Below are 26,961 nucleotides of genomic sequence, written 5' to 3'. Positions count from 1 at the left end.
TTTAATCACTTCAAATTATATTGTAAAAATCATACCGAAGAAAAGATTTTAACATTACAATTTTAATACTTTGTATTTATGTCCCAAATTGACTTAATATGTAATAAATAGCATCAATGAAACACTCTATTTATTTTATATTAACGATAAAAGTCTCTCTGAATACGATCTTTCTTAATACCATATTGTTTATAAAAATGCGCCATATAATTAGCAATTTGTTCATCCCAATATATATCCGTGGCATATTGATGATGTGCTGGATTTGCCGGATTCCACCTCATTTGATACAAGGAAACTTGTCCTTGATCAAAATAGTGTGAGCGAATAAAAGATGCACCATCTATAATCGCTTTATTGGGAGAAGTCCAATGATGCGTTTTGGCATAACTTTTACCTGTTTGAATGGCATTGCTGTCAAATGCACCAATGCCAAAAAAATTATAATAGCGTTGCTGCCCATCTGTAATACCTTTGGCTAACGTGGATTGTCCTTCCCCGGTTTCAACCAGCGCATGGCTTACTAAATAAATAACATTAATTTTATATTGCTTTTGTGCTTCTAAAAATTGTTGCCCATGGCCATCGAGTATGCCTTTATTATGAAGCATTTGATTTACTTCTTTTTCAGACATCTTAATGGGATGCGTCAGTTCCATATACTTAAATTCTGTATCTCGAAAAGAAATCCGCATAGCACTTTCGACTTGATGACGATTAGCAGCAGTAAACTCACCGTTATTGTTAATGGTATTTATCATTTCTGAACTAGTTTGTAACCTCACTGCCTCGTCAAATGTTACCTGCTGATTGCTTATAAAAAATAACTGTCCTTTATATAACAATAAGATGCTAGTTATGGCTAATATAGTTATAATATAATGTTTTTTTAATTTTTTACGCTTCTTCCTCAATGATCTATACTCACAATCTTCACTTTGTCATAATAAAATATGCTACAACAATTACTAACACCACAAAAAGAAATGAACCATTGATTGCCCATTTTAAACCTTTGCGCTCTCTAAGTAAGACATTAAATAGTACTAAGCTCATCGTTAAAGAAATGGCAAACATACTTATTGCTAACATAAACTGCATGATAAACAAACAAATCAGCCCAGCAACTAAGCAAAGATTTGATGCAATCATAATACGCTTAATCATTTTTGATTCGATAAGTCTTCATCCTCTCAATTTTACCTATATAACACCATACCATATCCTTAACCTATTGTGCGCTTTATTACATAAAAAGAGGACAGTAAAACAAAGTCAAATATAACTTTGTTTTCTGTCCTATCGTTTATATCTAAATATGAATAATACGCTCTATGAACTAATTATGGCTAATGTTCTCTAGACATACCTTTTAGCATATTTAACATATAAGTTAAACTGCGATTCATATCATCATCTTTTAATACACCTAATAAATGTCTAATTGATGTTTTGGCATTAGGACTAGCTTGGTTCGCAACATGTAACCCTTTGTTCACTTTAGCTAAAAAGGCACTTAAATCTTTAACTTCCAAATCACCTAATAAAAATACAAGCGATGCCATATTAGATAACAAACCGGTATATATGTCCTTATTTAATTCAACTGCAAATTTGTTGATAATAACTTGTCTTCCTTTAATAGCACCATTTAATGCATCTAAGAGTTTCGCATCATCCAATACTTTTATTAACTTGATCGCCTTTAAAATACTATCTTTATTATCAGCAATCGCGTCTGTTACTTCAGTAAGGTTTTCTAACTTAATCTGCTCGTCTGATTTTTTTAGACGTTTGATATTTGTGATTCTTTCAGCCATTATTGATCACCTTTATTTCCTGGGAAAACGTAGTCCTGACGTTCCCATTTTTTCTGAACCTGCACACTATATTGCGGATGACGTTGTTTATCTACGCGGAAGTTCGTTGGATTCAATGGTGACTTGCCACGTCGAGAAAGGATTTCCATACGACAACTTGTACGTTTGTAGGATGGTGTATCTGTATATTGATCAACATCACTATTTGTCAATAAGTTAATCGCACCCATATCACCGTGTACCATCGCATCATTATTTAATGGTATATAAATTTCTTTCCCTTTTACTCGGTCAGTGACATGTACAATTAGTTTTGCTTCACCCGTTGTAGATATCAGTTTAACTTCAGCACCTTCGTGAATATTACGGTCTTTTGCTAATTCTGGTGATATTTCAACAAAGGTATTTGGCATTTTGTACTTAATCATTTCTGTTTGATAAGTCATATTACCTTCATGGAAATGTTCAAGTAAACGACCATTATTAACATGTAAGTCATATACTTCATCTTCTTTAAAGAAGTTATCAAATGATAAAGGATAGAATTTTGCTTTTTTATTCTCAAAATTAAAACCTTCTAAGTAGAGTAATGGTTCGTCTGTACCATCTTCATGCACTGGCCATTGTAAGCTGTCAAAGCCTTGTAATCGATCATAACTTACACCTGCATATAGAGGTGTTAATCGCGCAATTTCATCCATAATGTCACCAGGATAATTATAATTCCAGTCAAATCCAAATTCTTTAGCAATCATTTGGAAAATGACCCAGTCAGGTTTAGAATCTCCTAAAGGTGTTAACGCTTGATTAATGCGTTGAATACGACGTTCTGTATTCGTAAATGTTCCATCTTTTTCGAGTGATGGACTGGCTGGTAACACGACATCTGCATATGAAGCTGTGAAAGTTAGAAATTCATCTTGTACCACTAAAAAGTCTACTTTTTCTAATGCAGATTGTACAAAATTAATGTTTGAATCTACAATACCTGTATCTTCACCGTATAAGTAAAGTGAATGTATTTCATCATTATGGATACCCTCCATCATTTGATGATTATCTCGTCCAGGTGTTGGATTTAATGTTACACCATATTCTTTTTCAAATTTAGCACGCACATCATCATCTACAACTCTTTGATAACCAGTAAATTGATCTGGCATGCTTCCCATATCACTTGCACCTTGAACATTATTATGTCCTCGTAATGGATAGGCACCTGAGCCAGGTTTACGATAATTGCCTGTGGCTAATAAGAAATTGGAAATTGCTGTACTAGAGTCACTACCAATATCTTGTTGCGTAATACCCATAGCCCAGCAAATAGCTACAGTTTCTGCTTTAGCTGCTTCTTCAGCAAACTTAATAAGTCTTTCTTTTGGTATACCAGTAGCTTCTTCAGCAAATTCCATTGTAAATGGTTCTAATGATGCATAATAATCATCAAAGTTATCTACCCATTCATCAATGAATGCCTTATCATGTAAGTCGTGATCGATGATATATTTTGTTGCTGCACCTAACCATACGAGATCCGTTCCTGGTTTAGGTTGGTAAAATTCATCTGCACGTTCTGCCATTTCATGTTTGCGTATATCAAAGACATGTGAGCGTTGCCCGAATAACTTTTGAGCACGTTTCATACGTGATGCAATGACCGGATGAGCCTCTGCCGTATTTGTACCTATAAGCACAGCCATTGCTGCTTTTTCTAAATCTTCTATAGAACCAGAGTCACCACCATGTCCTACTGTTCTAAATAAACCTTTTGTTGCTGGTGCCTGACAATATCTTGAACAGTTATCAACGTTATTAGATCCAAAAACTTGTCGTGATAACTTTTGCATTAAATACGATTCTTCATTGGTTCCTTTAGATGACGCAATAAAGGCTAAAGCTTCGCCACCATATTGATTTTTAATCTGACTAAAGTTATCTACAACAACTTTCAAAGCTTCATCCCATTCAACTTCATGGAATTCACCATTTTTACGAACTAGAGGTTTCGTTAAACGCTGATCAGAATTGATATGTCCCCATGAGAATTTACCTTTAACACATGTTGCAACCTTGTTGGCTGGAGAATCATGTGAAGGTTGAACTTTTAATACTTCTCTATCTTTCGTCCATACTTCAAATGAACAACCTACACCACAATATGTGCATACGGTTTTCGTTTTGTTAATACGTTCTTTACGCATTTCTGCTTCTGAATCAGAAATCGCAAATAATGGACCATAACCTGGTTCAGCCTTTTTTGTTAAGTCAATCATAGCTGCTAGAGAACCTGGCTCTGTATCAGTCATATAACCTGCATTACCTTCCATATTAACTTCCATCATAGCGTTACACGGGCACACTGTAGCACATTGACCACACGATACACATGAAGATTCATTGATAGGTACATCATTGTCCCAAATGACACGTGGATGTTCTCTATCCCAGTCAATGCGAATGGTTTCATTTACTTCAATGTCTTGACATGCCTCTACACAACGCCCACACAAAATACATTGATTAGGGTCATATCGATAAAATGGACCATAATCTTTCTCGTATGGTTTTTCTTTATATTCATAAGTTTGATGTTGTAATCCCCACTCGTCCATCGTATTATGAATTTCACAATCACCGTTATTGTAATCACAAACAGTACAATACAGCATATGCTTTTCCAAAATTCTATCTAGCGCTTCTTTTTGGCTTGATTTAACCTCATTATTTTCAGTATTAACCGTCATTGGACGATCAATTGTCGTACTACACGCTCGCTCAATTTGCCCATCAATTTCAACCATACATGTATCACATGTCTGGATTGGTCCCATTGATTCGTTATAGCAAATTGAAGGTACGAACGTATTTCTTGACTTAATAAACTCAAGTAAGTTTGTTCCAGGTTCAACAAGATAATCTGTGCCATCTAATGTAACAATTAAATGTTCCTGCATACCTTCACCCCATTTATATTTATTTAATTCTTAAAAGACTTCTCTATATCCTACATCAATACCCCACATATAAATATATCGATAATAGAATCATCTTAATTGTATAACTTAATGACTAGAATGTTAAGACTTTAATAACATTTAAAAAAATCAATTCTTTTTTCCTGCATACGTTTTCATTAAAAGTAATATGAGCATCTTATTGTTAATAATTAAAGAAACTGGCACATAAAAAAATTAACCAGTAAATACGTTTTTGTAACTTCATTTACTGGCTAATTTGTTTATAATACCTTTTATTATAGGCCTAAATTACTATTTATAATGTCTGTGCTGTCTTTTTTAGATGATTCGCTTGGAATAAAGTAGTATAATCCATCATCTTGAATGCCACCTTGACCATCTAATTGATAGCGATTCACTGTTTTATTCGCACCTTTGTAATTACTGCGAATTTGATTCATTTCACTTAAACTCAAATCTGTTTTAACATTTTTTTGTATTTCAGACAATAAACTATTGAAATGCGTGATAGAAGATTTACTTACCATTTTATTGGCCATTGCTTGTAAAATGATTTGCTGTCGTTCTTGACGACCGAAATCGCCACCTGCGCCTTCTTCTTTACGACTTCTGATAAAGTTCATTGCTTTATCGCCATCTAAATGTGTTTTTTCACCATGAACGAAGTGTGTGCCATTAATGGTAAAGGTGTCATTACTTACAACATCAACGCCACCTAATGCATCAATCATATCATGTAAACCATCCATATCAATCGTAGCATAATGATCGATTGGAACATTCATCAATTTTTCTAATGATTTTACAGCCATGTTGGCACCACCATAAGCATATGCATGGTTGATTTTTTCAGTTGTTCCTCTACCAACAATATCTGCTTTTGTATCCCTTGGAATACTGACTATATCCGTTTTTTGTTTGCTAGGGTTTATTGATAGAATCATGATGGTATCACTTCTTTGTCCATCATTTGCTTGTTTTCTTTTGGCATCAGAATCAACACCAAATAACGCAATCGTAAAAGGTTCTCCTTTACTTAAATTGACATTTTTACTTCTTAATGCTGAATGACTGCGATCAAGAGGATTATGTATTTTATCCCCTGTAATAAAAATTTTCGCAGCGACATATATAACTGCTATAATTGCCAATAATACTAGTATTCCAAACATCCATAAAAAGATTTTTAACGGTAAATTCATTTTTTTCCGTTCTGACCGTCGCACACAAACCACTCCATTCACTATTAGTCACATCAATTATATCCATAAAACATTATTTTTGAATACATCTTTAGCCTTATTTATTAGAATTTTGCTAAAATGTTTCACTATTATTTAAAATTTAACTATAGCGCTGATAAATATTAATAATCTCGTCATAGCAACCTTCATTACTGATAATAAACGGACCTGCTTCAGCAATATTTAGAGCAGCACGAGTCAAACATGTCATCTTCAGTCCTAATTCCTTGGCAAATAAATGTTGTGCTGCAATATCCCAAGGCTTAGGATTCGTATTAATATATGCACCAAATTGTCCCTTTATTACTTTTATTGAATCTAAACCACATGAGCCAATGTTGCGATTAGCAAAGCATGCTTCACGCAATGCTTTGGATACATCTACTGGTATATACTGCGCATCAAATGAAATCATCGCATCTTGTAAACTAAGTATGGGTGGTTTGGGTAAAGGATTATTGTTTTCAAAGGCCCCTCGATGTTCCATTGCTTTATAGAGCTTTTGATGAACATAATCGTATATGTATGATAACTTAGGCTTTCCATTAACAAAATAACCGATAATAATACAATAATCTTCTTGTTGTTTTACTAAATTTGCAGTACCGTCGATTGGATCTAACAACCACACATGTCCTTCATGTGCACTTATCGTGTCATTATTTTTCTCTTCAGCTACCAATTGATGTCCTGGAAGATGCTCATGTAACAATTCACTAAAATGCTGCTGTAAGGCTTTATCTACATTTGTTACCAAATCAAATCTATCTTGCTTTATATCTGTATCTAATTTAGCCAATAACTGAGGAATGATTACATCAAGCTGTTGTATCCATCTCTCAATAAGCTGATCAATTTCTTCTAATCGCTTATGCATTAAATGAGTCACCTCATTTCTTTTTTTACTTTATTTTAACGTATTCCTATATTAACGTATAGCTGATTTATAATTAAATTCAAACGAAAAAAACGGCTAGTCATATGCTAGCCGACAAATAGAAAGGAAAGTAAGTAATAAATATTGAAGATGTTTCGATGTAACGTGAACGATTATTTTAAGCTATCTGTTACATAGCTTTACCCCTTTGTTTGTAATCGCTCTCCCCTGTTACAATTATTATAATAGCACAATTATTAAGAAAATGTAAGCGTTTTCCAAATATTTTTTAATTTTTTTTAGTTACAAAACACTTTACATATATACAAATGTCATCATTGTCACTTATATGTTATAATTAAAGTAATATGTAACATTAGGTGGTGTCTAATTTGAATAAAGCTGAAAGACAAAATCAACTCATCCATGTAATACAACAGAATCGTAAAATGACAGCCTCTGAATTAGCAACAGCATTAAATGTGTCTAAACGTACCATTTCGCGTGATATCGCCGAGTTAGAAGAACAAGGTGTAAGGATATTTGCACAGCATGGTAAATTGGGCGGTTTTCAAATTCAACAGTCTCAATCAAAAATGGCACTTTCCATCTCAGAAGAGCAACTACTTGCACTTTTTCTTACACTAAATGAAAGTCAATCGTATTCTTCATTACCTTATAAACAAGAAATACAAGAAATTATTCAGCAATGTTTAAAGTTGCCAAATACACGCGTAAGAAAGCTGCTTAAACGTATGGACAAATATATTAAATTCGACACAATTGAAGCGACACCATTACCTAAGTTGTTTTCAGACATTCTCATATACAGTGCCGAACGCAACGTAATGTCTGTCGATTTTGTTAGCGATAATAAAATGGCTGCTCAAAATGTTATTTTTATCGGTATTTTATGTAAAAACGCTGAGTGGCTTGCGATTGTTTTTGATATTGGGCATGGTTGTACACGAGAATTACCTATATTAGCAATCCATGATATTTCCTATTCTTTCGAAAAGACTTTAAACACGCATGATATAACAATTGATAATTATACACAATTTTTAAACCCGTCAGATTAACTGTATTCTGTCGGGTTTTTTAAGTTTAAAAACAGACAATTATCGTGCTGAAATCAATATCATTTTATTGTTTTCTAAATTAAATATAAAAATATTTTATAGGTAAATTGTAAACTGATTACGTAACGTTTATAATAAATATGATTATAGCATTAAAGGAGGTTTACCATGGTTGGATTTTCAGTATATCTAGGAACAACCTTAAACAAGACATACATACACAAGATGACTCAGCTTGGTTATGACATGATATTCACATCCTTGCAGTTATCTAAGTTATCGCTACGTCAACAACTTGCATATTTGGGAGAGTTATGTGAGCTTTTGCGTAACGTCAATATGACTTATGTAATAGATGTCCATCCTGACTTGCTTAATCATGACTTTTTTACATTTTTCAATAATATTTCGACAGGGAATTTTATTATTAGAATAGATAATCAGCTTCAAATTTCAATGATCGAAGAACTGCAAAATCATGGTTTAAAATGCTGTTTAAACGCAAGTACCATTGATGCTTCAATATTGCAGCAACTTCCTACTAAACAACCTATATACTACTGTCATAATTATTATCCACGGCCTGATACTGGTTTATCAACAGATTTTGTCAGCGCACAAAATCACTTAATTCGACAGTTTGATTCAAATAGCATTATTTTTGCTTTTATACCAGGATCAGAATTTCGTGGACCACTTTATTGCGGACTACCTACAATAGAGCAGCATAGAACAAACAATCCTTTATTAGCTGCAACTCAACTTATGAATAGTGGCATCAATAATATTATTATTAGCGATCCATACATGACTGCCAAACATGCTGAACAACTTATATTTATGTTACGAGATAGACATTTCAAGCTTAAGGTGACCAAACTGGAACATTCTTATCAACAATTATTATTACAACAACATACATCACGGCCTGATGCACCAGAACATGTGATTCGCTCATCGGAATCTCGCTCTAGATGCCAGCAACATATCACGTCACAGCCTTACCCATTCGATATTAGAAGTTGTGGCCATGTAACGATAGATAATCATTTAAATGGGCGTTATGAAGGTGAAATTCAAATTGTTAGAACTCCTTTACCGACACATTCACATGTTAATTATCTTGCTACAATTGTTGCAGAGGACCAAGTCTTACTACCACTCATCCAACCAAATGATACATTTGAATTTATTGAAGATAAAGGAGTAAATCAATGAAACATTTAATGACAGAGCGTAGAAACAAACGTACGATGCACCTGGATGACATGCCTATTTTAGAAGCATTAAAAACAATTAACAGCGAAGATCAACAAGTAGCAATAGCAGTTCAGCAAATTTTACCGGAATTAAGTAAAGCCATTGAAACAATCATTCATCAATTTTCTAAAGGTGGCAGACTCATTTATATCGGTGCAGGCACAAGTGGACGTTTAGGTGTGCTCGATGCTGCAGAGTGTGTACCAACATTCAATACATCACCAGGTGAAGTTATTGGTCTAATTGCTGGAGGACAAGGTGCAATGACAACAGCCATTGAAGGAGCTGAAGACAGTGCATCATTAGGAGAACAAGATTTAAAAAATATCAATCTTAATAAACAAGATGTGGTTGTAGGAATTTCAGCCAGTGGTCGTACACCTTATGTCATAGGTGCACTCACTTATGCGAATCAATTAGAAGCTAAAACCGTTGCCTTATCTTGTAATGTCAACAGTGATATAAGTCAACTTGCAGATTATGCACTAGAAGTTAACGTTGGTCCCGAAGTATTAACTGGATCAACGCGTTTAAAAGCCGGTACTTCACAAAAGTTAGTGCTTAATATGATATCGACAATGACTATGATTGGCATCGGTAAAGTATATGATAACTTGATGGTCGACTTGAAACCAACAAACACCAAATTACAACAACGTTCAATTCATATAATTGAAGATATATGTAGTATTGATCATGAAACAGCACAACATCTTTATCAACAAGCTAATAATGATATTAAAGTAGCAGTTGTCATGCATATGTGTGACACTTCTAGAAACGATGCCCAACTAAGATTAACAAAGCATAATGGAGTCATTAAAAAAGCGATTCAATCTTAAGGAGGCGTTTCTTATGAAAAATGAACAACAACTTGCTGAGCAAATATTACATGCTGTCGGTGGCATTGAAAATATAAACGATATTCTTCATTGCATGACACGTATTCGCCTAAAGTTGAATAATAAGCAACACGTCAATTACACTGAATTAAAATCAATTAAAGGTGTACTTGGGGTCATTGATGATGACCGTTTACAAATCGTGTTAGGCCCAGGTGTAGTGGACAAAGTGACAGAATATATAGAAAAACAACACAAAACCACATCCTCACCTGCGCAGCCAACTGAAAATAAACAGCATAAAAATTCTAATAAACGTTGGAATAAAGTACTTAGAACCATAGCAGATATTTTTATTCCTTTAATACCAGCCTTTGTTGGTGCAGGATTAATCGGTGGTATAGCAGCAGTTTTAAATAATTTTATCCAAGCCGGTGATTTAACTGCGGATTGGGTAAAACAAATGGTTGTTGTCTTAAATGTCATTAAAGATGGTATGTTCTTTTATTTAGCTATCTATACTGGAATAAATGCTGCCAAAGTCTTTGGAGCAACTCCAGGTTTAGGTGGCGTCATCGGTGGTACGACATTACTAACAGGTATAAGTGATAAAAATCCAATTGTAAATATTTTTACTGGGGAGCCACTTTTACCTAGTCAAGGTGGTATTATTGGTGTTATCATTGCTGTCTGGTTACTCAGTTTAATTGAAAAAAGATTGCATAAAATAGTTCCAAATGCCATTGACATAATTATAACTCCTACTTTAACGCTATTAATAATAGGTTTGCTAACGATATTTGTAATCATGCCATTAGCAGGATTTATATCATCAGGTTTAGTGATTGTAGTCAACTGGGTAATTGATATTGGTGGTATCTTTAGTGGCTTTATTATTGGTGCATCATTCTTGCCTTTAGTCATGTTAGGTTTGCACCATATCTTCACACCTATCCATATCGAACTCATCAATCAAACCGGTGCTACTAATTTATTACCTATCGCCGCAATGGCAGGCGCAGGTCAAGTTGGTGCTGCCCTTGCCTTATGGATGCGCTGTAAACGTAATAAACAATTAGCTAATGTCATTAAAGGTGCTTTACCTGCAGGCTTTCTTGGAATAGGAGAACCATTAATTTATGGAGTAACCTTGCCATTGGGAAGACCATTCTTTACCGCTTGCTTAGGGGGAGGTATTGGCGGTGCCGTAATTGGAGGTATCGGGCATATTGGTGCTCGTGCAATTGGACCTAGTGGATTATCATTACTTCCACTAATATCAAATCATATGTATCTTGGATACCTTATAGGACTTATTTCAGCTTACATTGGTGGCTTTATACTTACCTATTTCTTTGGTACAACGAAATCAATGCGAAATTCAACGCAATTAGGTGGTTAAATTATGCCAAATATATTAAACGCGATCGATGATCAATATGAATATATGACAACGACAGAACAGTATATTGCTCAATTTATATTGAACCATCCGTACGACATCATTAACATGAGTGTGGAATCACTTTCGAAAACGCTTAATATTGATGTTACTAAGATTGATGCATTTAGTTATCAATTTAATGATGATGGGTTTGAAGGACTCAAAATAAATATTCAACAAATCTTCCCAAAACAATCATTACCCTATAATATCGAAATTTTAGCCAACGATAGTGTTGATAAAATTAAAAATAAATTGCATCAACGTGCTGCAAATGCTATTAATAAAAGTACCCAAGCAATTAAACCTTATGCGATTGATCAAATGTGTAAACAACTTAAGCGCGCAAAGACCATATATGTCTTTGGCTACGGTGCATCTTACGTATGTGCACTCGATATCTATCAAAAATTTTCACGCATAGGATTAAACGTGCAAGTCGTACAAGAAACGCATATGTTAACGACACAATTGTCTACACATAGTCAAAGTGATTGCATCTTATTTATCACAAACAATGGTGATCAAAGTGAATTACAAGCCTTGGTCAAAGTGATTAAAGATTATCATATTCCTATCATGACAGTAACAAGTCATAAGCACAATCCAGTAGCACAAGCATCAGAGGTTGTCTTAGTTTATGGTAACAGTGATGAAAACGAATTAAGAATGGGTGCTACAACCTCATTATTTGCACAAATGTATACGATTGATACATTATTCTACAGATATATTGCATTAAATTATCAAGATTCACTAGATTTCATCACGCAATCTAAAATGGCTCTAGACAACTATCGCAAGCATCTATCAAATATTGAGTTTAGACATTAATTACGAATAAAAGCGGACGAGATTAAAGTCATTATTGACATTAATCCCGTCCGCACTTTTTAATCGTAATTTGTTTTTCATAATCATAGATTAACTATTCATTATGTTACCGAACTTTAAATGTTTGAGTTATTAATGATTTAATTTTGACGTTCGGCTTTATGATGTCCGCGAATAAAATAGTAAATTGAAACAGCCACTAAAAAGACAATCCCAATCAGCACAGACACTACCGTTTCTTTATTGATTAACATACCAATTAATACAATAATTAAAAATGCAATAGTGATATAATTCGCGAATGAACCGCCTGGCATTTTGAATGGATGCCCTTCTAATTGTTCCGGATGTAATTTTCTAAAACGTAAATGACTAATTAATATCATGAACCACGGAATCATACCAGGTAAAATAGACGCACTATAAACATACACAAAAATACTATCTGCGCCTTTTATAAACACTGGTAATACAACATTTAACAATGCTCCTACTAATATGCCGATAGAAATTGCTAATACAGCATACAATGGCACACCATTTCTCATTACTTTAGTAAATACTTTAGGCATTTGACCTTTTTGTGCTAACGTATAAATCATTCGACTAGCACTAAAAATACCTGAATTACATCCTGATAATGCTGCTGTTAATACTACAAAGTTAATTAATCCTGCTGCAAATGTTATACCGATTTTTGCAAAAGTGGCTACAAATGGACTACCAATATCGCCCAATTGATCCCAAGGATAGATTGACACAATGACAAACACTGCACCAATATAGAAGATAAGAATACGCCAAATAACACCATTAATCGCACTCTTAATATTTTTCTTTGGATTTTTAGTTTCTCCAGCTGTTATACCGATAAGTTCTACCCCTTGATATGAACCAATAACGATGGATAAGGCAAAGAAGAAGCCCATCCAGCCATGAGGTAGAAAACCACCATGTGACCATAAATTAGATATACCAATAGGATGACCACCATTACCAATACCAAAGAAGATTAAACCTAATCCGGCAACAATCATTAATAATATTGTTATAACTTTGATTAACGCAAACCAGAACTCAAATTCTCCAAATGCTTTAACTGTTGCTAAGTTTGCAGTTAATAATAAGGCTACTGCAATCACTCCAGGAACCCATTGTGGTAAATTCGGAAACCAAAAATTCATATACTCTCCAACAGCAATCACTTCACTCATACCTACGACTATCCACTGAAATATATTACTCCAGGCAGTCATATAACCTGCAACAGGATGAATGTAGTCACTTGCAAAGGTTGCAAATGATCCTGTAGTAGGATTTAAATAAATCATTTCTCCCATTGCTCTCATAATTAAGAACAAAAAAATCCCTGCAATTAAATAAGCGAAAATCACAGATGGCCCAGTCCACTTAATTGTACTTGTAGCTCCCATAAATAAACCTACACCAATCGTGCCCCCGAGTGCGATCATTCTCACTTGACGTGCACTCAGAGATCTGTGTAATTCATTGTTACTCATAACCAAACCCCATCTCTGTTTATTCTAAGTTTTCTGAAAAAACTTATGTAGGTTATTATACTATAATTTGAACAAAATGGTACAAAAATTTTACAGTTTTTTGAAATCGGTTACAACATTGATTTTACAAGCTTTTGCAAGCTATAAAATTTACTAAAATTAAGCTTTTTCACCTTTCAAAATGGTTATTTTTTATATTCATTATGATATAAAGCATACACGTATTTCTTTCGTTTTATGTTATACTTTCAATTAATAATAAAGGAGATTATTTATGATTAAAGAACTTAGTTTACGTGGGTTAAAATTTTCAATTATATTTGGCGTTTTATTTTTTATTCTTAATTATTTTAGTGGCACGCGTTCATCACTTAGTGCTTTAAGTATAAGAACGATTTTAGCTATACTATCTTTCTTTGTTCTCTATGTAGGCTTATTCGCTATCTTCAATTCTGAAATGCGCAAGGTTATATATAGTACGACACTCTCGATATCACTTGTTATTTTTATTTTATTAGGAGGGCTCTTTTTCACGGTAAAAATTGGACTTATCATAGGTCTAATCGTCGGTATTCTTGCGGGAGCCATTTGGGAATTAATACATAATAAAAGAGGAGGTAGAGTGCGATGAGCACCATTATTATTGGTATTATTCTTATAATTTTACTTATTATTAGCCTTATACCAAATTATATTGCGATGAAACGACAACAAGCAGATAATCAAAGTGCAACACGCTTTATGTTTATGGTTGGTATTGATGCAATTTTGCTACTTTTAATAATTACAACATTAATTATTAAAAGTATGTCGTAAACATCACTATAATACGTGAAAGCAAGACATAATTCTAGCTTCATTTTTTAAGATTATACCTTTTCGTTTTATACTCACGTTTTAATAGATTTCTAATCAAAGGAAGCTGGAATCCCAAGCTTCCTTTGATTGTATGTTTTTATTTGGAGTTTCTTATTGTTGGGGCTCGAGTATTATTTTGTAGATGATAATAGCGATGATGAGATAGATGAAAGTATTGATAAAGAATCTTCGTGTATGTTTACGTCGAGGTAAGTGTTGGTTAAGCTTTGGCGCAATAATAAGATTGATAATGCCAATGATAATGGGCCCTGCTATAAAGAATAGAAGGATATTCCAATTCATGTGTTAGTGCTCCTTTCCTCGTTCGAAGCATGCTGTGACAATACTATCAAAATCCATATCTTTACCAATGTATGAAATAGCTGAAAAATCTTGTTGCTTAGTCATTTCATTTGTATTTACAATTACATCTAATCCTGCAGTTACTGCAGCAGTCGCACCATTAACTGAATCTTCAATAGCTAAACAATGTCCCGGTGCATAATTAAGTTTCTGTACTGCTACTAAATAAGGATCTGGATTCGGTTTAATATCATCGACATCTTCTCGACCGACTATGACATCGACATAAGCATCGAGCCCTAATTGGTGCACTGTTGGCATAATATCTTGTCGATAGCTACTCGTAGCGATGGCCATAGGTATATGATGCTGTTTCAAGTAGCGCATCAACTGCGCAATTGTTTCTTTTACTTCTAAATGCTTACTTGTGTCATTATGTTCTGTATAAATTGCTTGTTTATCATCAACGCCTAAAGCTTCTGTTAAATAGTCATGCAGAGGCTGTGCTTTCCCACCAACATTGCTACGATAAAATGACCTTGATATTGGAGATAATTTGTGACTAGTCAAATGTTTATTTATTAATGAAAATAAATGTTCCTCCGTATCAATAATTGTTCCATCAAAATCAAAAACAACTGCTTTATACATCAATATTCCCCTCTTTTTCTCTGTAATGCTTATATTTTAACATACTATTTATCGTCTATTTTGTAATCAAAATTTAATAGTTTGTCTATCATTATCATGATACTGCTACTTGAATCTTTAAAATAGATCATCACTTTTGTATAGTTAACGTAAAAATCATATGACAATTCAATTAAATTTAAGTTCATTCAAAAGTCTTAGTGATAATATTCTCAAAGAATGATACAATCAGTGTGAATAAGAGAACGTAGCTATTTTACTTATCCACGCAACACATCTTCACACAATTTGGTAAGACGCTGTCACATAAGCGTATATGATAATATATCGTTCAATTTCGTTACATTATTTAAAAATATAATTTTAGAGGAGGACATCACATGTTGATAGATAAATTTGAAACCTACATTTTAAATATCGCAGGTTTGAAATCACGTTCAACGCGTAAACAACTAATTAAAATTTGTAAACAAATTCACTTTTGTGAATCAATTCAATACAGTATAACTAAGAAAAAAGGTATTTTTGTCTTAGAGCTTAGCTTACCTAAACAACAACTACCTTATGTAATTAGTTTCTTAAGTTTTCACGAGTATTTAATTTATCAAATTTTACCTCCAAAGCATGTAGACGAACTTCTTAATTCTGAAAAATTATATCAATCCTCCAAACGTTTTGATTTAAAAATAGATGGTTTGCAAGATGCTTTCATTAAAGATAAAGTCATTGATATCATGACCTTATTCTCAAATCATTATGCTATAAATTATACCTTGAATCCAGATTGTGCCAGTGTTTGTTGTTCACCAGAAACATTCGCACACTTATTACGTACAATCGCAACACATAATATTGATGTCCTATCAGCATCTTATCGTTCAAGTGCTATGCATAAATCTCGTATTTCATAATCAAAAGCCATCAGTTCGTTACTCAAAATAAAAAGCACAAAGATGATTTTTAACTTCAAATCATCTTTGTGCTTTTTTACGCCGTATTTTAAGGCTTTACGTTTCTAGGGTACTGTCTCATCCTTGGTCTTCAACTAGCACTATTCCTTAAAGCATTTCACCAACATACTTTTTAAAAATGGTTCCGTTTGTAACTGAATATTACTTATCATCCATAGTTACTAAATTTTCAAACGCTTCTCTTACTTGAGGAACAGACATCCCTACAACAACTTGGACATTTTTACCGCTTTTAACTAAACCGTGTGCCATTTGATTATGTGTGAAATAAGCACTTTCTTCAACTTTTTCTGGATCATTCACAGTTAAGCGCAATCGCGTTGTACAATTAGTGACATCTTTAATATTTTCTTTGCCACCTAATCCATCCAGATAATAAATTGCTTTTTCTTCGTATTCGTTACCAGCTACTGCCTGTTTACTGTTTGTTGTATTATCTCCTTTTTTATCTTTGTAATCTTTTTTAGAGAATAATTTAACGTCTTCTTCGTCTCTACGCCCTGGTAAAGGAATATCAAATTTTAAAATTAAATATCTAAATAGTACAAAGTAGATACCTACGAATATTAATCCGATAACGACTTGAACTACATATGTCATCCAGTGTTTCTGTCCTAATGGAATCCAGTTTGTGGCTAAGAAATCTAATACACCACCGCCCATATTACCAACAACACCAAATAGATACATCAAAGTATCCATAGTTGCTGCTAATAATGCATGTAGTACAAATAAATATGGTGCGATAAATAAGAAAGTAAATTCTAATGGCTCTGTAATCCCAGCTACAACTGCTGTTAATGTTGCTGGAATAAGTAAAGCAGCTACTTTCTTACGGTTTTTCTTAGGTGTTGTAAAGTACATAGCTAATGCAATCCCCACACAACCGAAAACTTTACCGTTACCTTGAAGCATAAAGCCATAGTGAAATTGTTCTTTCAGTGGTTTACTGTTCTCTGCAAATTGATTTAAATGATGGAACCATTCTGCCTTAAGTCCATCTTTAGCCACGACTGGTCCAACTTCAATTGGTGCATAAATAAAATGATGTAATCCTGTTGGTATTAACACCCGCTCTAAAAAATGATATAACCATACACCTACGTACCCTGATCCAATAATAAAATGTTGTACAGACTCAATACCACTTTGGATAGTTGGCCATACGATACATGTAATTACAGCGACAGGCAACATAACAAAAAATGAGATAGTTACAACAAATGTTAGCCCTTGGAACACACCTAACATTTCTGGTAAGCGTTTACTATAGTATCTATTATGTATCCATGTGATTATAGCTGAAATAATAATACCACCAAGAATATTGGTATCTAACGTTTCGATTCCTGCAATAGCTTTTAATCCAGTAACATTTTCAACGCCTTTTTCTAAATTTGCACCAAAGGTATGGGGCCATTGTGTTAAAATCGCATTGATAAATGTATTGAACATAAGGTAGCCCATTAATGCTGCCAATGCTGCATGGCCCGGTGCTTTTTTAGCGAGCGATAAAGGTAAGCCTACTACAAAGACGATTTCCATATGGTTAAAAATAACCCAACCGCCTGCTTCTATTATTGACCAAAATTTAAACCAAAAAGTATGACTATCCGCTAAACTCCCCATAATTGTTGGATTTTTAAATAATGTAGAAAATCCAAGTACAATCCCAAAAAATGCAAACATCAGCACAGGAACAATCATCGCACTACCAAAGCGTTTTATTGCGTTCATTTTGTACTTCCTCCCTTAACTATGTTCTAAATATGATTTCTCAATCGCCTTAATATCGGTTAAAACGTTTTCAAATAGGTTATATGTTTAATATATAGTAAACGCTTTCATACAAACAATGCAGTTGACCTATTTTGAAAGTATTTTGTATAATCAGATTATGTTTTCATTATATGAAAATTTTTTCATAAGAATTGAGGATTATTTATGTTTTTAGACGAACGAGTAAATAAAAACTTTTCAAAATTAAATGAAAATGACCTGCAAATTGCCCATTATGTCAACGCACATATTGAGGACTGTAAAAATTTAAAAATACAAGAGCTGGCACAATATACGCATGCATCAAATGCTACGATTCACCGCTTCACTCGAAAGCTTGGTTTTGATGGTTATAGTGACTTTAAATCATTTTTGAAATTTGAAACAGAAATACAACAACAACACTCGAGTGATTCTATAGATGCGTTTAAACAAGAAATTGACAATACATTTTCTTATTTAGAACGTATAGACTATGATCTTATAACTGATAAATTAAATGCGGCGTCAACGATTTACTTGTATGGTACTGGTCGTGCTCAAAAAAACGTTGCTGAAGAAGCACAGCGTATCTTATTAACTATGCATCATAGTATTATCGTCTTACACGATGTACATGAACTAAAAATGGTGTTAAATCGCTCTGAAGATAATGATTTATTCTTTATTATTTCATTATCAGGAGAAACCACACAGCTACCTGAAATCACAAACTTACTGCAATTACGCCAGAAATACTTTATCTCTGTCACTACATTAAAAGATAATACGTTAGCACAGAAAGCCAATTACAATGTTTATGTATCAAGTAACACCTTCTATTTATATGATGGTACAGATTATTCTAGTTTTATAAGTTATCACATATTTTTTGAAACATTACTACGTAAATACAACGAGCGTAAAGAAGCACATGAACTAAAATAAGCGAAGTGTCAGTTTCATTGACACTCCGCTTATTTTATTAAGATGATGCTTCAATATAGTCCGCAAGCACTTGATTCATTTTATCAAACATGAGTTCAAAGCCATGAACCGTTGAGTCATGATATTCTTTTTTCTTCTGCTTATATTCGAGATTAGTTAAGCGTCGTTCACGTGCCACTAAAGATTGATAGTTAAACAAGAGTTGTGTACCCCCTGTTTCTCGTTCAACAAATTCAACTTCAATCATATCTTCAGCATCGCTAAGCCCTGGCATTCCAATAGTCATTTTAATATATTGGTTCTCTATCAATACTTCAAAAGTTCCTTCTATAACATTTGCTTTGCCATTGCGTTTATCAACAATTCGATATTTCCCATTTTCTGCTACGTCGACATCAAATGTTTGATTGGTACGCTGAGACGTCATAAACCATTGTTTAAGTAAAGACGCTGTTGTCCATGCTTGATAAACTAAGGAAGGCGAATATTTTAATAATCGTTCAATATGAATTTGAACATACTCATCTTCTACATTATATTTAGCCACTTTTCCATACACCTACTTTCATACTCAATTCTATTTTAACGTATTTTTAACTCACACCAAAATAGTTGTATCACAAATATATTAATTTACCAAAGTAGATTTTAATACTTTCATATCTCCAAGTACTATTTTGCTTTTAGTTTTGGATATAAAAAGATAATGGACGCTAAGCCACACACACCTAATAATATTGGATAAATACTGTATGGTACAAGTAAAAATGGTGAAATCCCAGCTACTCCAGCTGCCGATATCACTTGCGGACTATAAGGTAATAATCCTTGAAAACAGCTGCCAAATATATCTAATATACTCGCCGACTTTCTAGGATCAACATCATATTCATCAGCAATACTTTTTGCAAGTGGGCCTGACATAATAATAGAAATTGTGTTATTAGCGGTTGCGATATCAGCAACACTAACTAAACTCGCTATACCAAATTGTGCACCGCGTTTAGATTTCACTTTAGAACGAACAAAATTTAGCAGCCAACTTATGCCGCCATTATGTTCAATTAAACCTACTAGACCACCGATTAAAAGCGCAATCATCGCAATATCTTCCATGCCTATAATCCCTTCTGATATCGCTTTAAGCAAGCCTTTCCATCCAAACGAACCATCTATTAAACCAATGATACCTGATAATGCAGTCCCGCCAATTAAGACAATAATAACGTTAACACCTATCAATGCGAGCACTAGTACCAATACATAAGGGATAACTTTTACTAAATGATAATCGTAATTTTTTGTTGAATCTATCGCTACACCATGTGTTAATAAGAATAGAATTACAATCGTTAGCAATGCACCAGGTAATACAATTTTAAAATTAACTTTAAATTTATCTTTCATATGTGTTTTCTGGGTACGCACTGCAGCAATAGTTGTGTCTGAAATCATTGATAGATTATCACCAAACATAGCACCACCAACAACAGTAGCCATTGCAAGCGCGGTTGGCACATCTGTAGCTTGCGCAAATCCGTATCCTACTGGAGCTATCGCTGCCACTGTGCCAACTGACGTCCCCATTGAAATAGACACGAACATACAAATCACGAACAAGCCCACAATAATTAAGTTTTGCGGAATAAGTGATAAACCTAAATTGACGGTCGATGCAACACCGCCCATTTTTTCAGTGGTTGTCGAAAAAGCACCTGCCAAAATAAAAATAAGCATCATCAAAATAATATTAGAATGTCCGGCACTCTTAGTAAATACTTCAATTTTTTTTGCAAACCGTTCTTTACGGTTCATTAGCAGTGCCACAACGACGGTTACAGTTATAGCTACATTAAGCGGCATGGTAGTGAAATCTCCAGAAATAATCCCCACACCTAAAAATAATAAAACAAATAATAATAGTGGCAACAGTGCCCACGCATGACCATTTTGTTTCTCTTTAGTCATTACTTATCTTCCTTTCCCATATAAAAACACATCGTCATTTCATGGATATTATTCATACATCTATGACATTTAGCGGTATTGAGCAAATATTTTTTCTTCTTCGTCATCTTTATGGGGGCGGAAAATTCAAGCCAAATTTAGCTTGTACCCGCCCCCGCAGTTGTACCACTTATATCATTTCAATTAAAGAAACACAACATAACTTCTGTCAAACTTCTATATTATATACTTAGGTATCATTTACCGTACTAGAGAAATACCTCGTCGTCAATATAAATATCAAAATCATATGAAATCTTCATGTTCATAATGGTCATTAAAAATAATAAACACAATAACGCCAATAAATAACATGGTGAATGCTAATCCTAATATTACGGTCCAACGATAGAACCCTGAAATTAAAATCGTTACAACACTTACTACCATTACTGTAATAACCAAATATCGTATTTTTAAATATTGTGCTTTAGGTACATGCTTTTTGTGTTTCTGGCTATCCTGACTTAATATGTTACGATTCAAACCAAGTTTTGAATCTAAGAAAAGTGAAATTGCTATCGTAATAACAATTGAGATTAATTGAAAAGCAACGTTTGGATATGGTCCAATAAACACTAGCACAAACGCCAGACCATAACATATTATAGACACTACAGCCATGACTCTATCCCAAAATGGTGTTAACCATATCTGGTCTTGATTAATATGTTTATTCACTTCAAATAATTGCGCAAAAACCACTGTAAGTATTGCTGGTACCGCAAAGAATACTAACATCTTTCTATCCAATTCAAGTATATACATCATCGCACAACCAATCATAAAATAGGTGAATGCAAGTCCTCTAATTAAATTTTCTGCTGACATCTACTCATCCTTTGAATACATTTATAGCTTTATTAATAGCATATAGCTAAATATATTTCTAATTGCAATCAACATAAATAACTCCTTCCAAAGTCTACATTTCCTCCATGTTTACTTTGAAAGGAGCTTACTAAGCTGTTTTCATTTTCTATCTTAGAAAATGAACCAATGCTTAATAATATTAATTAATTTGAATACCACCCGTTACACCGAATACTTGACCTGTTATATAGCTCGCGTCTTCTGAAGCAAGTAACACGTATGTGCCAGCTAATTCAACGGGTTGACCAGCACGTTTTAAAGGCGTTTGTTGACCAAATTCTGGGATTTTTTCTTGCGGTTGTCCACCGGTAATTTGTAATGGTGACCAAAATGGTCCTGGTGCTACACAATTCACTCGTATCCCTTTATCTGCCAATTCTTCAGAGAAACTTTTAGTAAGTGAAATAATTGCTGCTTTAGATGCCGCATAATCATGTAATATTGGACTCGGATTATAACCTTGTACAGAAGAAGTCGTTATAATTGTAGCTCCGGGTTGTAAATAATCTAGCGCTTTCTGTATCGTCCAAAAGACTGGATATACGTTTGTTTCAAATGTCTCTTTCACGTGTTCTGTTGTAAAACCATGAATATCGTCATGATATTGTTGATGTCCAGCAACGAGCGTAATATTATTTAAACTACCTAAAGATTGATACGCTTGTTCGACCAAATCATAATTAAATTGTTCATTTCTGAGGTCTCCCGGCAGAAGAACCGCACGTTGTCCAGCTTTTTCAATTACTTCCTTTACTTCTAACGCATCCTGTTCCTCACTAGGTAAATAGTTTAACGCAACGTTTGCACCTTCTTTAGCATAAGCAATTGCAGCAGCACGACCAATCGCAGAGTCCGCACCTGTTACAAGCATATTATATCCTTGTAAGCGACCATGCCCCACATATGAAGTTTCGCCACAATCTGGTTCAGGTGTCATCTCTGATTGCAATCCGGGTAACGGTTGTTCTTGTTTTTCGTAAAGACTGTATTTATATTTCGTTCTTGGATCTTTTTGTTCCATAACGGTCATCTCCTAATTAATGAGCTAGTAGTTTTATACCCAAGTTAGATAACACGTTAATCATGAACAATAAAATTCCTTACTCTTCTGCATTAGCTAATAATTGTTGAATCAATGTTATAAAATAGTCAGGTGCTTTTTCTAAAATATGTTCATCTGGATCATATTTAGGATGATGTAGATCATAATCGCTATTAGAACCAATAAATGCAAATACACCAGGTCGTTTATCTAATAAACCGGAAAAATCTTCTCCAATCGTAACGGGCAGTTCCAGAGTTGTGACATCGTAGCCTACTTTTTGAGCTGCTTTTATTGCTTCTAGTGTCAAATGTTCATCATTATACACCGCACCAGGTAATCGTGTGTAATTCAATTCTATCTTAACGTGGAACAAGTTTTCTAAACCAGTCGCAATATCTTGCATTCGTTGCTCAATTTTACTTTGGATTGCTGTATCAAATGTTCTAACGGTACCTTGAACATAAGCATCATCAGGAATAACATTCCATGTGTTACCTGCCGATACTTCACCTATTGTCACAACAGCGCTGTCAAATGCAGAAATATTTCTACTAACTATTGATTGTAAGCTGGTAATCAATTGTCCAAGTACGATAACAGGATCGTTACCTTGCTCTGGCTTAGCTGCATGTGCACCTTTACCAAGTATTTTAAATTCAAAATGGTCTACATTAGATGTCATTGCACCAGATTTAATCGCAAATTGATTAATCCCCAGCGTAGGATAATTGTGAAAACCTAGCACAGCTGATACGTTATCTAAAGCTGAGGTTTGCGCTAAAACTTTAGCACCATAACCCAGTTCTTCAGCAGGTTGGAATAATATCCGTACGGTACCTTGCAAACTTGTTTCGAGTGCTTTTAATTGGACAGCTACTGCCAAAATGGATGCCATGTGAATATCATGTCCACAAGCATGCATCACCCCTTCATTTGTAGAGGTAAACGCATGGTTAACTTGCTCATCAATAGGTAATGCATCAATGTCTGTTCTAACTGCTATACAAGGCAATCCTTGCCCAATTTCAGCTACTAAACCGGTAGCCATTGGTATATCTAAGATGCGGATGTCATATTGCTGTAAAATGCGGCGAATCCGCTTTGTCGTCTCAAATTCATCATTAGAAAGTTCAGGATATTGATGAAACATCCGACGCCAATTAACAATATCATTATAATTAAGCATGTATATCTACGTCCTTTCTAAAAAAGTAAATCACGTCATGGATAATTGTTCCTCACACGACTCCGATAACTAAATTAAGTGTGATTAAAATTAATATTATAGAAACACCCATTACTATTAACCGAACCATGGGTGCATCTTTAATATATTTGATTGTTCTGCTATCAAATGTATTTAGAAATATTGTAATTCGTACAGAAGCTAACACTGCCATAATGTTTTGACCATATTGACCAGCTCATTGTGCAATATAAAATGAAAATCGAGATTGTGACATATCTATTGCCCTTATGTATAATAGATTAACACAATTGTCAAATTATTCTCACAAATGCTGAGTATCTTACTTTTAAATGTGTAAAATAATGCAAGACTATTACAGTTTGATGATAAATTAATGGAATAATTTATTTCTATCGGCTTAATATGTATAATGTTAAAGAAAGAGATTTGGATGGTTACCCTATTGGAGGTTACATAAATGAAAAACAATAGAATTTCCGGGTTCCAGTGGGCTTTAACAATATTTGTATTCTTTATTGTTACGATGGCACTCACTTTAATCCTTCGAGATTATCAACCTATGTTTGGTGTTAAACCTTTTTTATTTGATGCATCTCGTTTAGCACCTTTTATTTCAGCAGTTATCTGTATTCTAATCTTTAAAAATAAGCGTGCCCAACTTTCCGGGTTAAAATTTACAATTAGTTTAACAGTTATTAATCGTCTGTTATTAGCTCTTATTTTACCTTTAGCTATTTTTATCATCGGTATGGTGATATTTAATACAATGGCGGATAGCTTTATTTTATTACAAGCATCAAATTTATCTGTAACTGTATTAGCCGTATTAATTGGTCATCTAATGATGGCTTTCTTTGCAGAGTTCGGCTTCCGTTCATATTTACAAACAGTTGTAGAATCTAAAGTAAATACGTTTATTGCTTCTATCATTGTAGGTTTAATGTATGCAATTTGGACAATTAATACAACATATAATTTAGAGTATACAGGCTATAACTTTTTATATACCTTTGCCTTTTCAATGATTGTTGGTGAGCTGATTCATGATACAAATGGACGTACTATTTATATCGCAACAGCCTTTCACGGTTTGATGACGTTTATTCCTGTCTTTCTATTTAGTGAAGAAACGGGAGACCTTTTCTCAATGAAAGTAATTGCCTTAACAACAGCAGCCGTGGCAATCGTCTATATTATCTTCACTATGATTATCAGATATTTTATTTATCGTACAACAGATCAAAGTCTGGACGAAGTAGATCCCAATAATTATTTAGATCATATTGGAGACGATGATACTGAAGAAACAGCAACTGTTACAACACCAAGTGAAGATTCTGAAAAAGGTAGAACATCATCAGAAATGAAGAACGATATTGAACAGACCCCAACATCAACGCCAACAAGTGAAAATCAATCAGAAGCTAATTATCAACCTGAACAACACGAAGCTGATAATAACTTAGAAACAGCAACCGAAGTTCAGGAAACACCATCTGAACAAACAGCTGATTCTGATAATACTAAACCTGAACAACATAACAATGACACAGACTCTAAAAATAATCGACAATCTTCTGTCGTTGCTGATGCGCATCAAGAAATACAAGACGCGCAAAAAGCTTCACCCACAGCAACAGACAAAGAGCAAGACAAGTAACTAAAAACAGGAAGCCAAACACAAACGTTGGCTTCCCGTTTTTTTATTTATTTTTTATTTTAACACCTTGTTGCGTACCAACAATTACTTGATCCGCAATATCTAAAAAGAATCCTGTTTCTAAAACACCCGTAAGATGAATTAAATATTCATGCAATTGATAAGGATCCAATTCTGTTGTCAACTCACAATCAAGAATATAATTCCCATTATCTGTAATAAACGGTACATCGTCACGTATGCGTAATTCCGTACGAATATGACCATAATCTTCTATTTTTGCTTTTATTAATTGCCAATTAAATTTATCTACTTCCACTGGTAATCGAAATGTTTCACCCAAATAATTTACAACTTTCTGTTCGTCAACTAAAACGACAAAGCGTGCTGCTAGTTCATCTATCACCTTTTCTCTGAACAGTGCCCCTCCACCGCCTTTAATCAAATTCAACTGTGGATCTACTTCATCTGCGCCGTCGATTGCTAAATCAATATATGTAATATCATTAATATCGACAATATCAATCTGCTGCTCTTTTGCTAATATGGCCGTTTTATTGGATGTACATACACCTTTAATTGTTAAATGATCACGTTTAATTTTGTCAGCGATTTTAGGAATAAGTAGTTCTATTGTACTACCTGTACCAATGCCTAAAATCATTTCATCCTTGATTTGAGCAACAGCGTCATCAGTTGTTAATAGTTTCAATTGTTTTGTGTCTAGCATCGTAATTGGAACCCCTTCTCTATTGTTGTATTCCCTTTCATTGTAC

At 34.0% G+C, this 26,961-nt stretch carries 26 protein-coding genes; 10 read left to right on the top strand and 16 right to left on the bottom strand.

All coding sequences use genetic code 11. The features are described from left to right. Positions 1-140: 140 nt before the first annotated feature. From HMPREF3267_RS00925 to HMPREF3267_RS00900, 6 genes are all read right to left on the bottom strand, one after another. The gene (locus HMPREF3267_RS00925; RefSeq protein ID WP_062077961.1) at positions 141-914 is read right to left on the bottom strand and encodes an N-acetylglucosaminidase; all 774 of its coding nucleotides are present in this window, start codon (positions 912-914) and stop codon (positions 141-143) included. Between the two features lie 19 nt (positions 915-933). Continuing rightward, complete coding sequence (locus HMPREF3267_RS00920) at positions 934-1,167, bottom strand: hypothetical protein (RefSeq protein WP_002460123.1); 234 nt, start codon at positions 1,165-1,167, stop codon at positions 934-936. A gap of 182 nt (positions 1,168-1,349) precedes the next feature. After that, positions 1,350-1,820 carry a helical membrane plugin domain-containing protein gene (locus HMPREF3267_RS00915; RefSeq protein ID WP_002460124.1) on the bottom strand — a complete coding sequence of 157 codons (471 nt, stop codon included), beginning with the start codon at positions 1,818-1,820 and terminating at the stop codon, positions 1,350-1,352. Then, on the bottom strand, positions 1,820-4,774 hold the full coding sequence (fdhF, locus tag HMPREF3267_RS00910; RefSeq protein ID WP_070823813.1) for a formate dehydrogenase subunit alpha: 2,955 nt from the start codon (positions 4,772-4,774) through the stop codon (positions 1,820-1,822). Before fdhF ends, HMPREF3267_RS00915 begins: the two co-directional genes overlap by 1 nt. Positions 4,775-5,073: 299 nt before the next feature. Next, a complete protein-coding gene (locus tag HMPREF3267_RS00905) occupies positions 5,074-6,024 on the bottom strand; it encodes an LCP family glycopolymer transferase (RefSeq protein WP_002460126.1) in 951 nt (316 codons plus the stop codon). A gap of 118 nt (positions 6,025-6,142) precedes the next feature. After that, positions 6,143-6,919, bottom strand: coding sequence for an inositol monophosphatase family protein (locus HMPREF3267_RS00900; protein ID WP_037545130.1), 777 nt, complete (start codon positions 6,917-6,919; stop codon positions 6,143-6,145). A 392-nt stretch (positions 6,920-7,311) separates the two neighbouring features. On the opposite strand from HMPREF3267_RS00900, the gene HMPREF3267_RS00895 reads away from it, so the two are divergent. The 5 genes from HMPREF3267_RS00895 (at position 7,312) to HMPREF3267_RS00875 (ending at position 12,381) form a co-directional block, all read left to right on the top strand. Then, complete coding sequence (locus HMPREF3267_RS00895; RefSeq protein ID WP_002478793.1) at positions 7,312-8,001, top strand: helix-turn-helix transcriptional regulator; 690 nt, start codon at positions 7,312-7,314, stop codon at positions 7,999-8,001. A gap of 168 nt (positions 8,002-8,169) precedes the next feature. Further along, positions 8,170-9,219 (top strand): MupG family TIM beta-alpha barrel fold protein, encoded by a 1,050-nt coding sequence (locus HMPREF3267_RS00890; RefSeq protein WP_002460129.1) that lies wholly within the window; start codon positions 8,170-8,172, stop codon positions 9,217-9,219. Next, positions 9,216-10,103, top strand: a complete 888-nt coding sequence (murQ, locus tag HMPREF3267_RS00885; RefSeq protein ID WP_062077965.1) for an N-acetylmuramic acid 6-phosphate etherase — start codon at positions 9,216-9,218, stop codon at positions 10,101-10,103. The genes HMPREF3267_RS00890 and murQ overlap by 4 nt, the downstream gene beginning before the upstream one ends. Before the next feature lie 13 nt (positions 10,104-10,116). Further along, entirely contained in the window at positions 10,117-11,505 is a 1,389-nt protein-coding gene (locus HMPREF3267_RS00880; protein WP_002492282.1) for a PTS transporter subunit EIIC, read from the top strand. A gap of 3 nt (positions 11,506-11,508) precedes the next feature. Then, entirely contained in the window at positions 11,509-12,381 is an 873-nt protein-coding gene (locus tag HMPREF3267_RS00875) for a MurR/RpiR family transcriptional regulator (protein ID WP_002460132.1), read from the top strand. 140 nt (positions 12,382-12,521) lie between these two features. On the opposite strand, the gene HMPREF3267_RS00870 is transcribed toward HMPREF3267_RS00875, so the two are convergent. Beyond that, positions 12,522-13,901, bottom strand: a complete 1,380-nt coding sequence (locus HMPREF3267_RS00870) for an amino acid permease (RefSeq protein WP_002460133.1) — start codon at positions 13,899-13,901, stop codon at positions 12,522-12,524. 274 nt (positions 13,902-14,175) lie between these two features. Between HMPREF3267_RS00870 and HMPREF3267_RS00865 the strand changes: the two genes are divergently transcribed. Next, complete coding sequence (locus tag HMPREF3267_RS00865) at positions 14,176-14,532, top strand: hypothetical protein (protein ID WP_002460134.1); 357 nt, start codon at positions 14,176-14,178, stop codon at positions 14,530-14,532. After that, entirely contained in the window at positions 14,529-14,717 is a 189-nt protein-coding gene (locus HMPREF3267_RS00860) for a hypothetical protein (protein WP_002460135.1), read from the top strand. Before HMPREF3267_RS00865 ends, HMPREF3267_RS00860 begins: the two co-directional genes overlap by 4 nt. A gap of 153 nt (positions 14,718-14,870) precedes the next feature. Here the strand turns inward: HMPREF3267_RS00860 and HMPREF3267_RS12210 are convergent, their stop codons facing one another. Both HMPREF3267_RS12210 and HMPREF3267_RS00855 read right to left on the bottom strand, forming a co-directional pair. After that, on the bottom strand, positions 14,871-15,062 hold the full coding sequence (locus HMPREF3267_RS12210) for a hypothetical protein (protein ID WP_002460136.1): 192 nt from the start codon (positions 15,060-15,062) through the stop codon (positions 14,871-14,873). Positions 15,063-15,065: 3 nt separating this feature from the next. Then, positions 15,066-15,713, bottom strand: coding sequence for an HAD-IA family hydrolase (locus HMPREF3267_RS00855; protein WP_002460137.1), 648 nt, complete (start codon positions 15,711-15,713; stop codon positions 15,066-15,068). A gap of 380 nt (positions 15,714-16,093) precedes the next feature. Between HMPREF3267_RS00855 and HMPREF3267_RS00850 the strand changes: the two genes are divergently transcribed. Further along, positions 16,094-16,624, top strand: a complete 531-nt coding sequence (locus tag HMPREF3267_RS00850) for a hypothetical protein (protein ID WP_002460138.1) — start codon at positions 16,094-16,096, stop codon at positions 16,622-16,624. A gap of 201 nt (positions 16,625-16,825) precedes the next feature. On the opposite strand, the gene HMPREF3267_RS00845 is transcribed toward HMPREF3267_RS00850, so the two are convergent. After that, on the bottom strand, positions 16,826-18,421 hold the full coding sequence (locus tag HMPREF3267_RS00845) for an alpha-glucoside-specific PTS transporter subunit IIBC (protein WP_062077967.1): 1,596 nt from the start codon (positions 18,419-18,421) through the stop codon (positions 16,826-16,828). A gap of 207 nt (positions 18,422-18,628) precedes the next feature. Here HMPREF3267_RS00845 and HMPREF3267_RS00840 point away from each other — a divergent pair, with 207 nt between their 5' ends. Next, positions 18,629-19,390, top strand: a complete 762-nt coding sequence (locus tag HMPREF3267_RS00840; protein ID WP_002460141.1) for a MurR/RpiR family transcriptional regulator — start codon at positions 18,629-18,631, stop codon at positions 19,388-19,390. A 37-nt stretch (positions 19,391-19,427) separates the two neighbouring features. Here HMPREF3267_RS00840 and HMPREF3267_RS00835 read toward each other — a convergent pair whose 3' ends face one another. From HMPREF3267_RS00835 to HMPREF3267_RS00815, 5 genes are all read right to left on the bottom strand, one after another. Continuing rightward, entirely contained in the window at positions 19,428-19,937 is a 510-nt protein-coding gene (locus tag HMPREF3267_RS00835; RefSeq protein ID WP_002492215.1) for an SRPBCC family protein, read from the bottom strand. A 125-nt stretch (positions 19,938-20,062) separates the two neighbouring features. Beyond that, on the bottom strand, positions 20,063-21,358 hold the full coding sequence (locus tag HMPREF3267_RS00830; protein WP_002460143.1) for a Na+/H+ antiporter NhaC family protein: 1,296 nt from the start codon (positions 21,356-21,358) through the stop codon (positions 20,063-20,065). Between the two features lie 285 nt (positions 21,359-21,643). Next, positions 21,644-22,228, bottom strand: coding sequence for a hypothetical protein (locus HMPREF3267_RS00825; protein ID WP_002492285.1), 585 nt, complete (start codon positions 22,226-22,228; stop codon positions 21,644-21,646). A gap of 181 nt (positions 22,229-22,409) precedes the next feature. Next, positions 22,410-23,291, bottom strand: a complete 882-nt coding sequence (locus HMPREF3267_RS00820) for an SDR family oxidoreductase (RefSeq protein WP_002478785.1) — start codon at positions 23,289-23,291, stop codon at positions 22,410-22,412. Between the two features lie 79 nt (positions 23,292-23,370). Further along, positions 23,371-24,501 (bottom strand): amidohydrolase, encoded by a 1,131-nt coding sequence (locus HMPREF3267_RS00815; RefSeq protein ID WP_062077969.1) that lies wholly within the window; start codon positions 24,499-24,501, stop codon positions 23,371-23,373. Between the two features lie 481 nt (positions 24,502-24,982). On the opposite strand from HMPREF3267_RS00815, the gene HMPREF3267_RS00810 reads away from it, so the two are divergent. Beyond that, a complete protein-coding gene (locus HMPREF3267_RS00810; protein ID WP_062077971.1) occupies positions 24,983-26,185 on the top strand; it encodes a peptidoglycan release complex CPBP-like subunit SdpC in 1,203 nt (400 codons plus the stop codon). Between the two features lie 43 nt (positions 26,186-26,228). On the opposite strand, the gene HMPREF3267_RS00805 is transcribed toward HMPREF3267_RS00810, so the two are convergent. Beyond that, positions 26,229-26,915: a ribose 5-phosphate isomerase A gene (locus HMPREF3267_RS00805; protein WP_002478782.1), complete on the bottom strand. Its 687-nt coding sequence runs from the start codon at positions 26,913-26,915 to the stop codon at positions 26,229-26,231. Positions 26,916-26,961: the final 46 nt, after the last annotated feature.

This window comes from Staphylococcus sp. HMSC62D11 (genome assembly GCF_001839145.1).
GTDB lineage: Bacteria > Bacillota > Bacilli > Staphylococcales > Staphylococcaceae > Staphylococcus > Staphylococcus lugdunensis.
The sequence above is the reverse complement of the archived record's forward strand: the minus strand, read 5'-3'. Positions and strand labels throughout refer to the sequence as shown.

Coding starts and splice junctions, on each gene's coding strand:
- HMPREF3267_RS00920 (WP_002460123.1), bottom strand. CDS start 1,167: ATGATTAAGCGTATTATGATTGCATCAAATCTTTGCTTAGTTGCTGGG.
- HMPREF3267_RS00915 (WP_002460124.1), bottom strand. CDS start 1,820: ATGGCTGAAAGAATCACAAATATCAAACGTCTAAAAAAATCAGACGAG.
- fdhF (WP_070823813.1), bottom strand. CDS start 4,774: ATGCAGGAACATTTAATTGTTACATTAGATGGCACAGATTATCTTGTT.
- HMPREF3267_RS00900 (WP_037545130.1), bottom strand. CDS start 6,919: ATGCATAAGCGATTAGAAGAAATTGATCAGCTTATTGAGAGATGGATA.
- HMPREF3267_RS00890 (WP_002460129.1), top strand. CDS start 8,170: ATGGTTGGATTTTCAGTATATCTAGGAACAACCTTAAACAAGACATAC.
- murQ (WP_062077965.1), top strand. CDS start 9,216: ATGAAACATTTAATGACAGAGCGTAGAAACAAACGTACGATGCACCTG.
- HMPREF3267_RS00880 (WP_002492282.1), top strand. CDS start 10,117: ATGAAAAATGAACAACAACTTGCTGAGCAAATATTACATGCTGTCGGT.
- HMPREF3267_RS00875 (WP_002460132.1), top strand. CDS start 11,509: ATGCCAAATATATTAAACGCGATCGATGATCAATATGAATATATGACA.
- HMPREF3267_RS00870 (WP_002460133.1), bottom strand. CDS start 13,901: ATGAGTAACAATGAATTACACAGATCTCTGAGTGCACGTCAAGTGAGA.
- HMPREF3267_RS00865 (WP_002460134.1), top strand. CDS start 14,176: ATGATTAAAGAACTTAGTTTACGTGGGTTAAAATTTTCAATTATATTT.
- HMPREF3267_RS00860 (WP_002460135.1), top strand. CDS start 14,529: ATGAGCACCATTATTATTGGTATTATTCTTATAATTTTACTTATTATT.
- HMPREF3267_RS12210 (WP_002460136.1), bottom strand. CDS start 15,062: ATGAATTGGAATATCCTTCTATTCTTTATAGCAGGGCCCATTATCATT.
- HMPREF3267_RS00855 (WP_002460137.1), bottom strand. CDS start 15,713: ATGTATAAAGCAGTTGTTTTTGATTTTGATGGAACAATTATTGATACG.
- HMPREF3267_RS00850 (WP_002460138.1), top strand. CDS start 16,094: ATGTTGATAGATAAATTTGAAACCTACATTTTAAATATCGCAGGTTTG.
- HMPREF3267_RS00845 (WP_062077967.1), bottom strand. CDS start 18,421: ATGAACGCAATAAAACGCTTTGGTAGTGCGATGATTGTTCCTGTGCTG.
- HMPREF3267_RS00840 (WP_002460141.1), top strand. CDS start 18,629: ATGTTTTTAGACGAACGAGTAAATAAAAACTTTTCAAAATTAAATGAA.
- HMPREF3267_RS00830 (WP_002460143.1), bottom strand. CDS start 21,358: ATGACTAAAGAGAAACAAAATGGTCATGCGTGGGCACTGTTGCCACTA.
- HMPREF3267_RS00825 (WP_002492285.1), bottom strand. CDS start 22,228: ATGTCAGCAGAAAATTTAATTAGAGGACTTGCATTCACCTATTTTATG.
- HMPREF3267_RS00820 (WP_002478785.1), bottom strand. CDS start 23,291: ATGGAACAAAAAGATCCAAGAACGAAATATAAATACAGTCTTTACGAA.
- HMPREF3267_RS00815 (WP_062077969.1), bottom strand. CDS start 24,501: ATGCTTAATTATAATGATATTGTTAATTGGCGTCGGATGTTTCATCAA.
- HMPREF3267_RS00810 (WP_062077971.1), top strand. CDS start 24,983: ATGAAAAACAATAGAATTTCCGGGTTCCAGTGGGCTTTAACAATATTT.
- HMPREF3267_RS00805 (WP_002478782.1), bottom strand. CDS start 26,915: ATGCTAGACACAAAACAATTGAAACTATTAACAACTGATGACGCTGTT.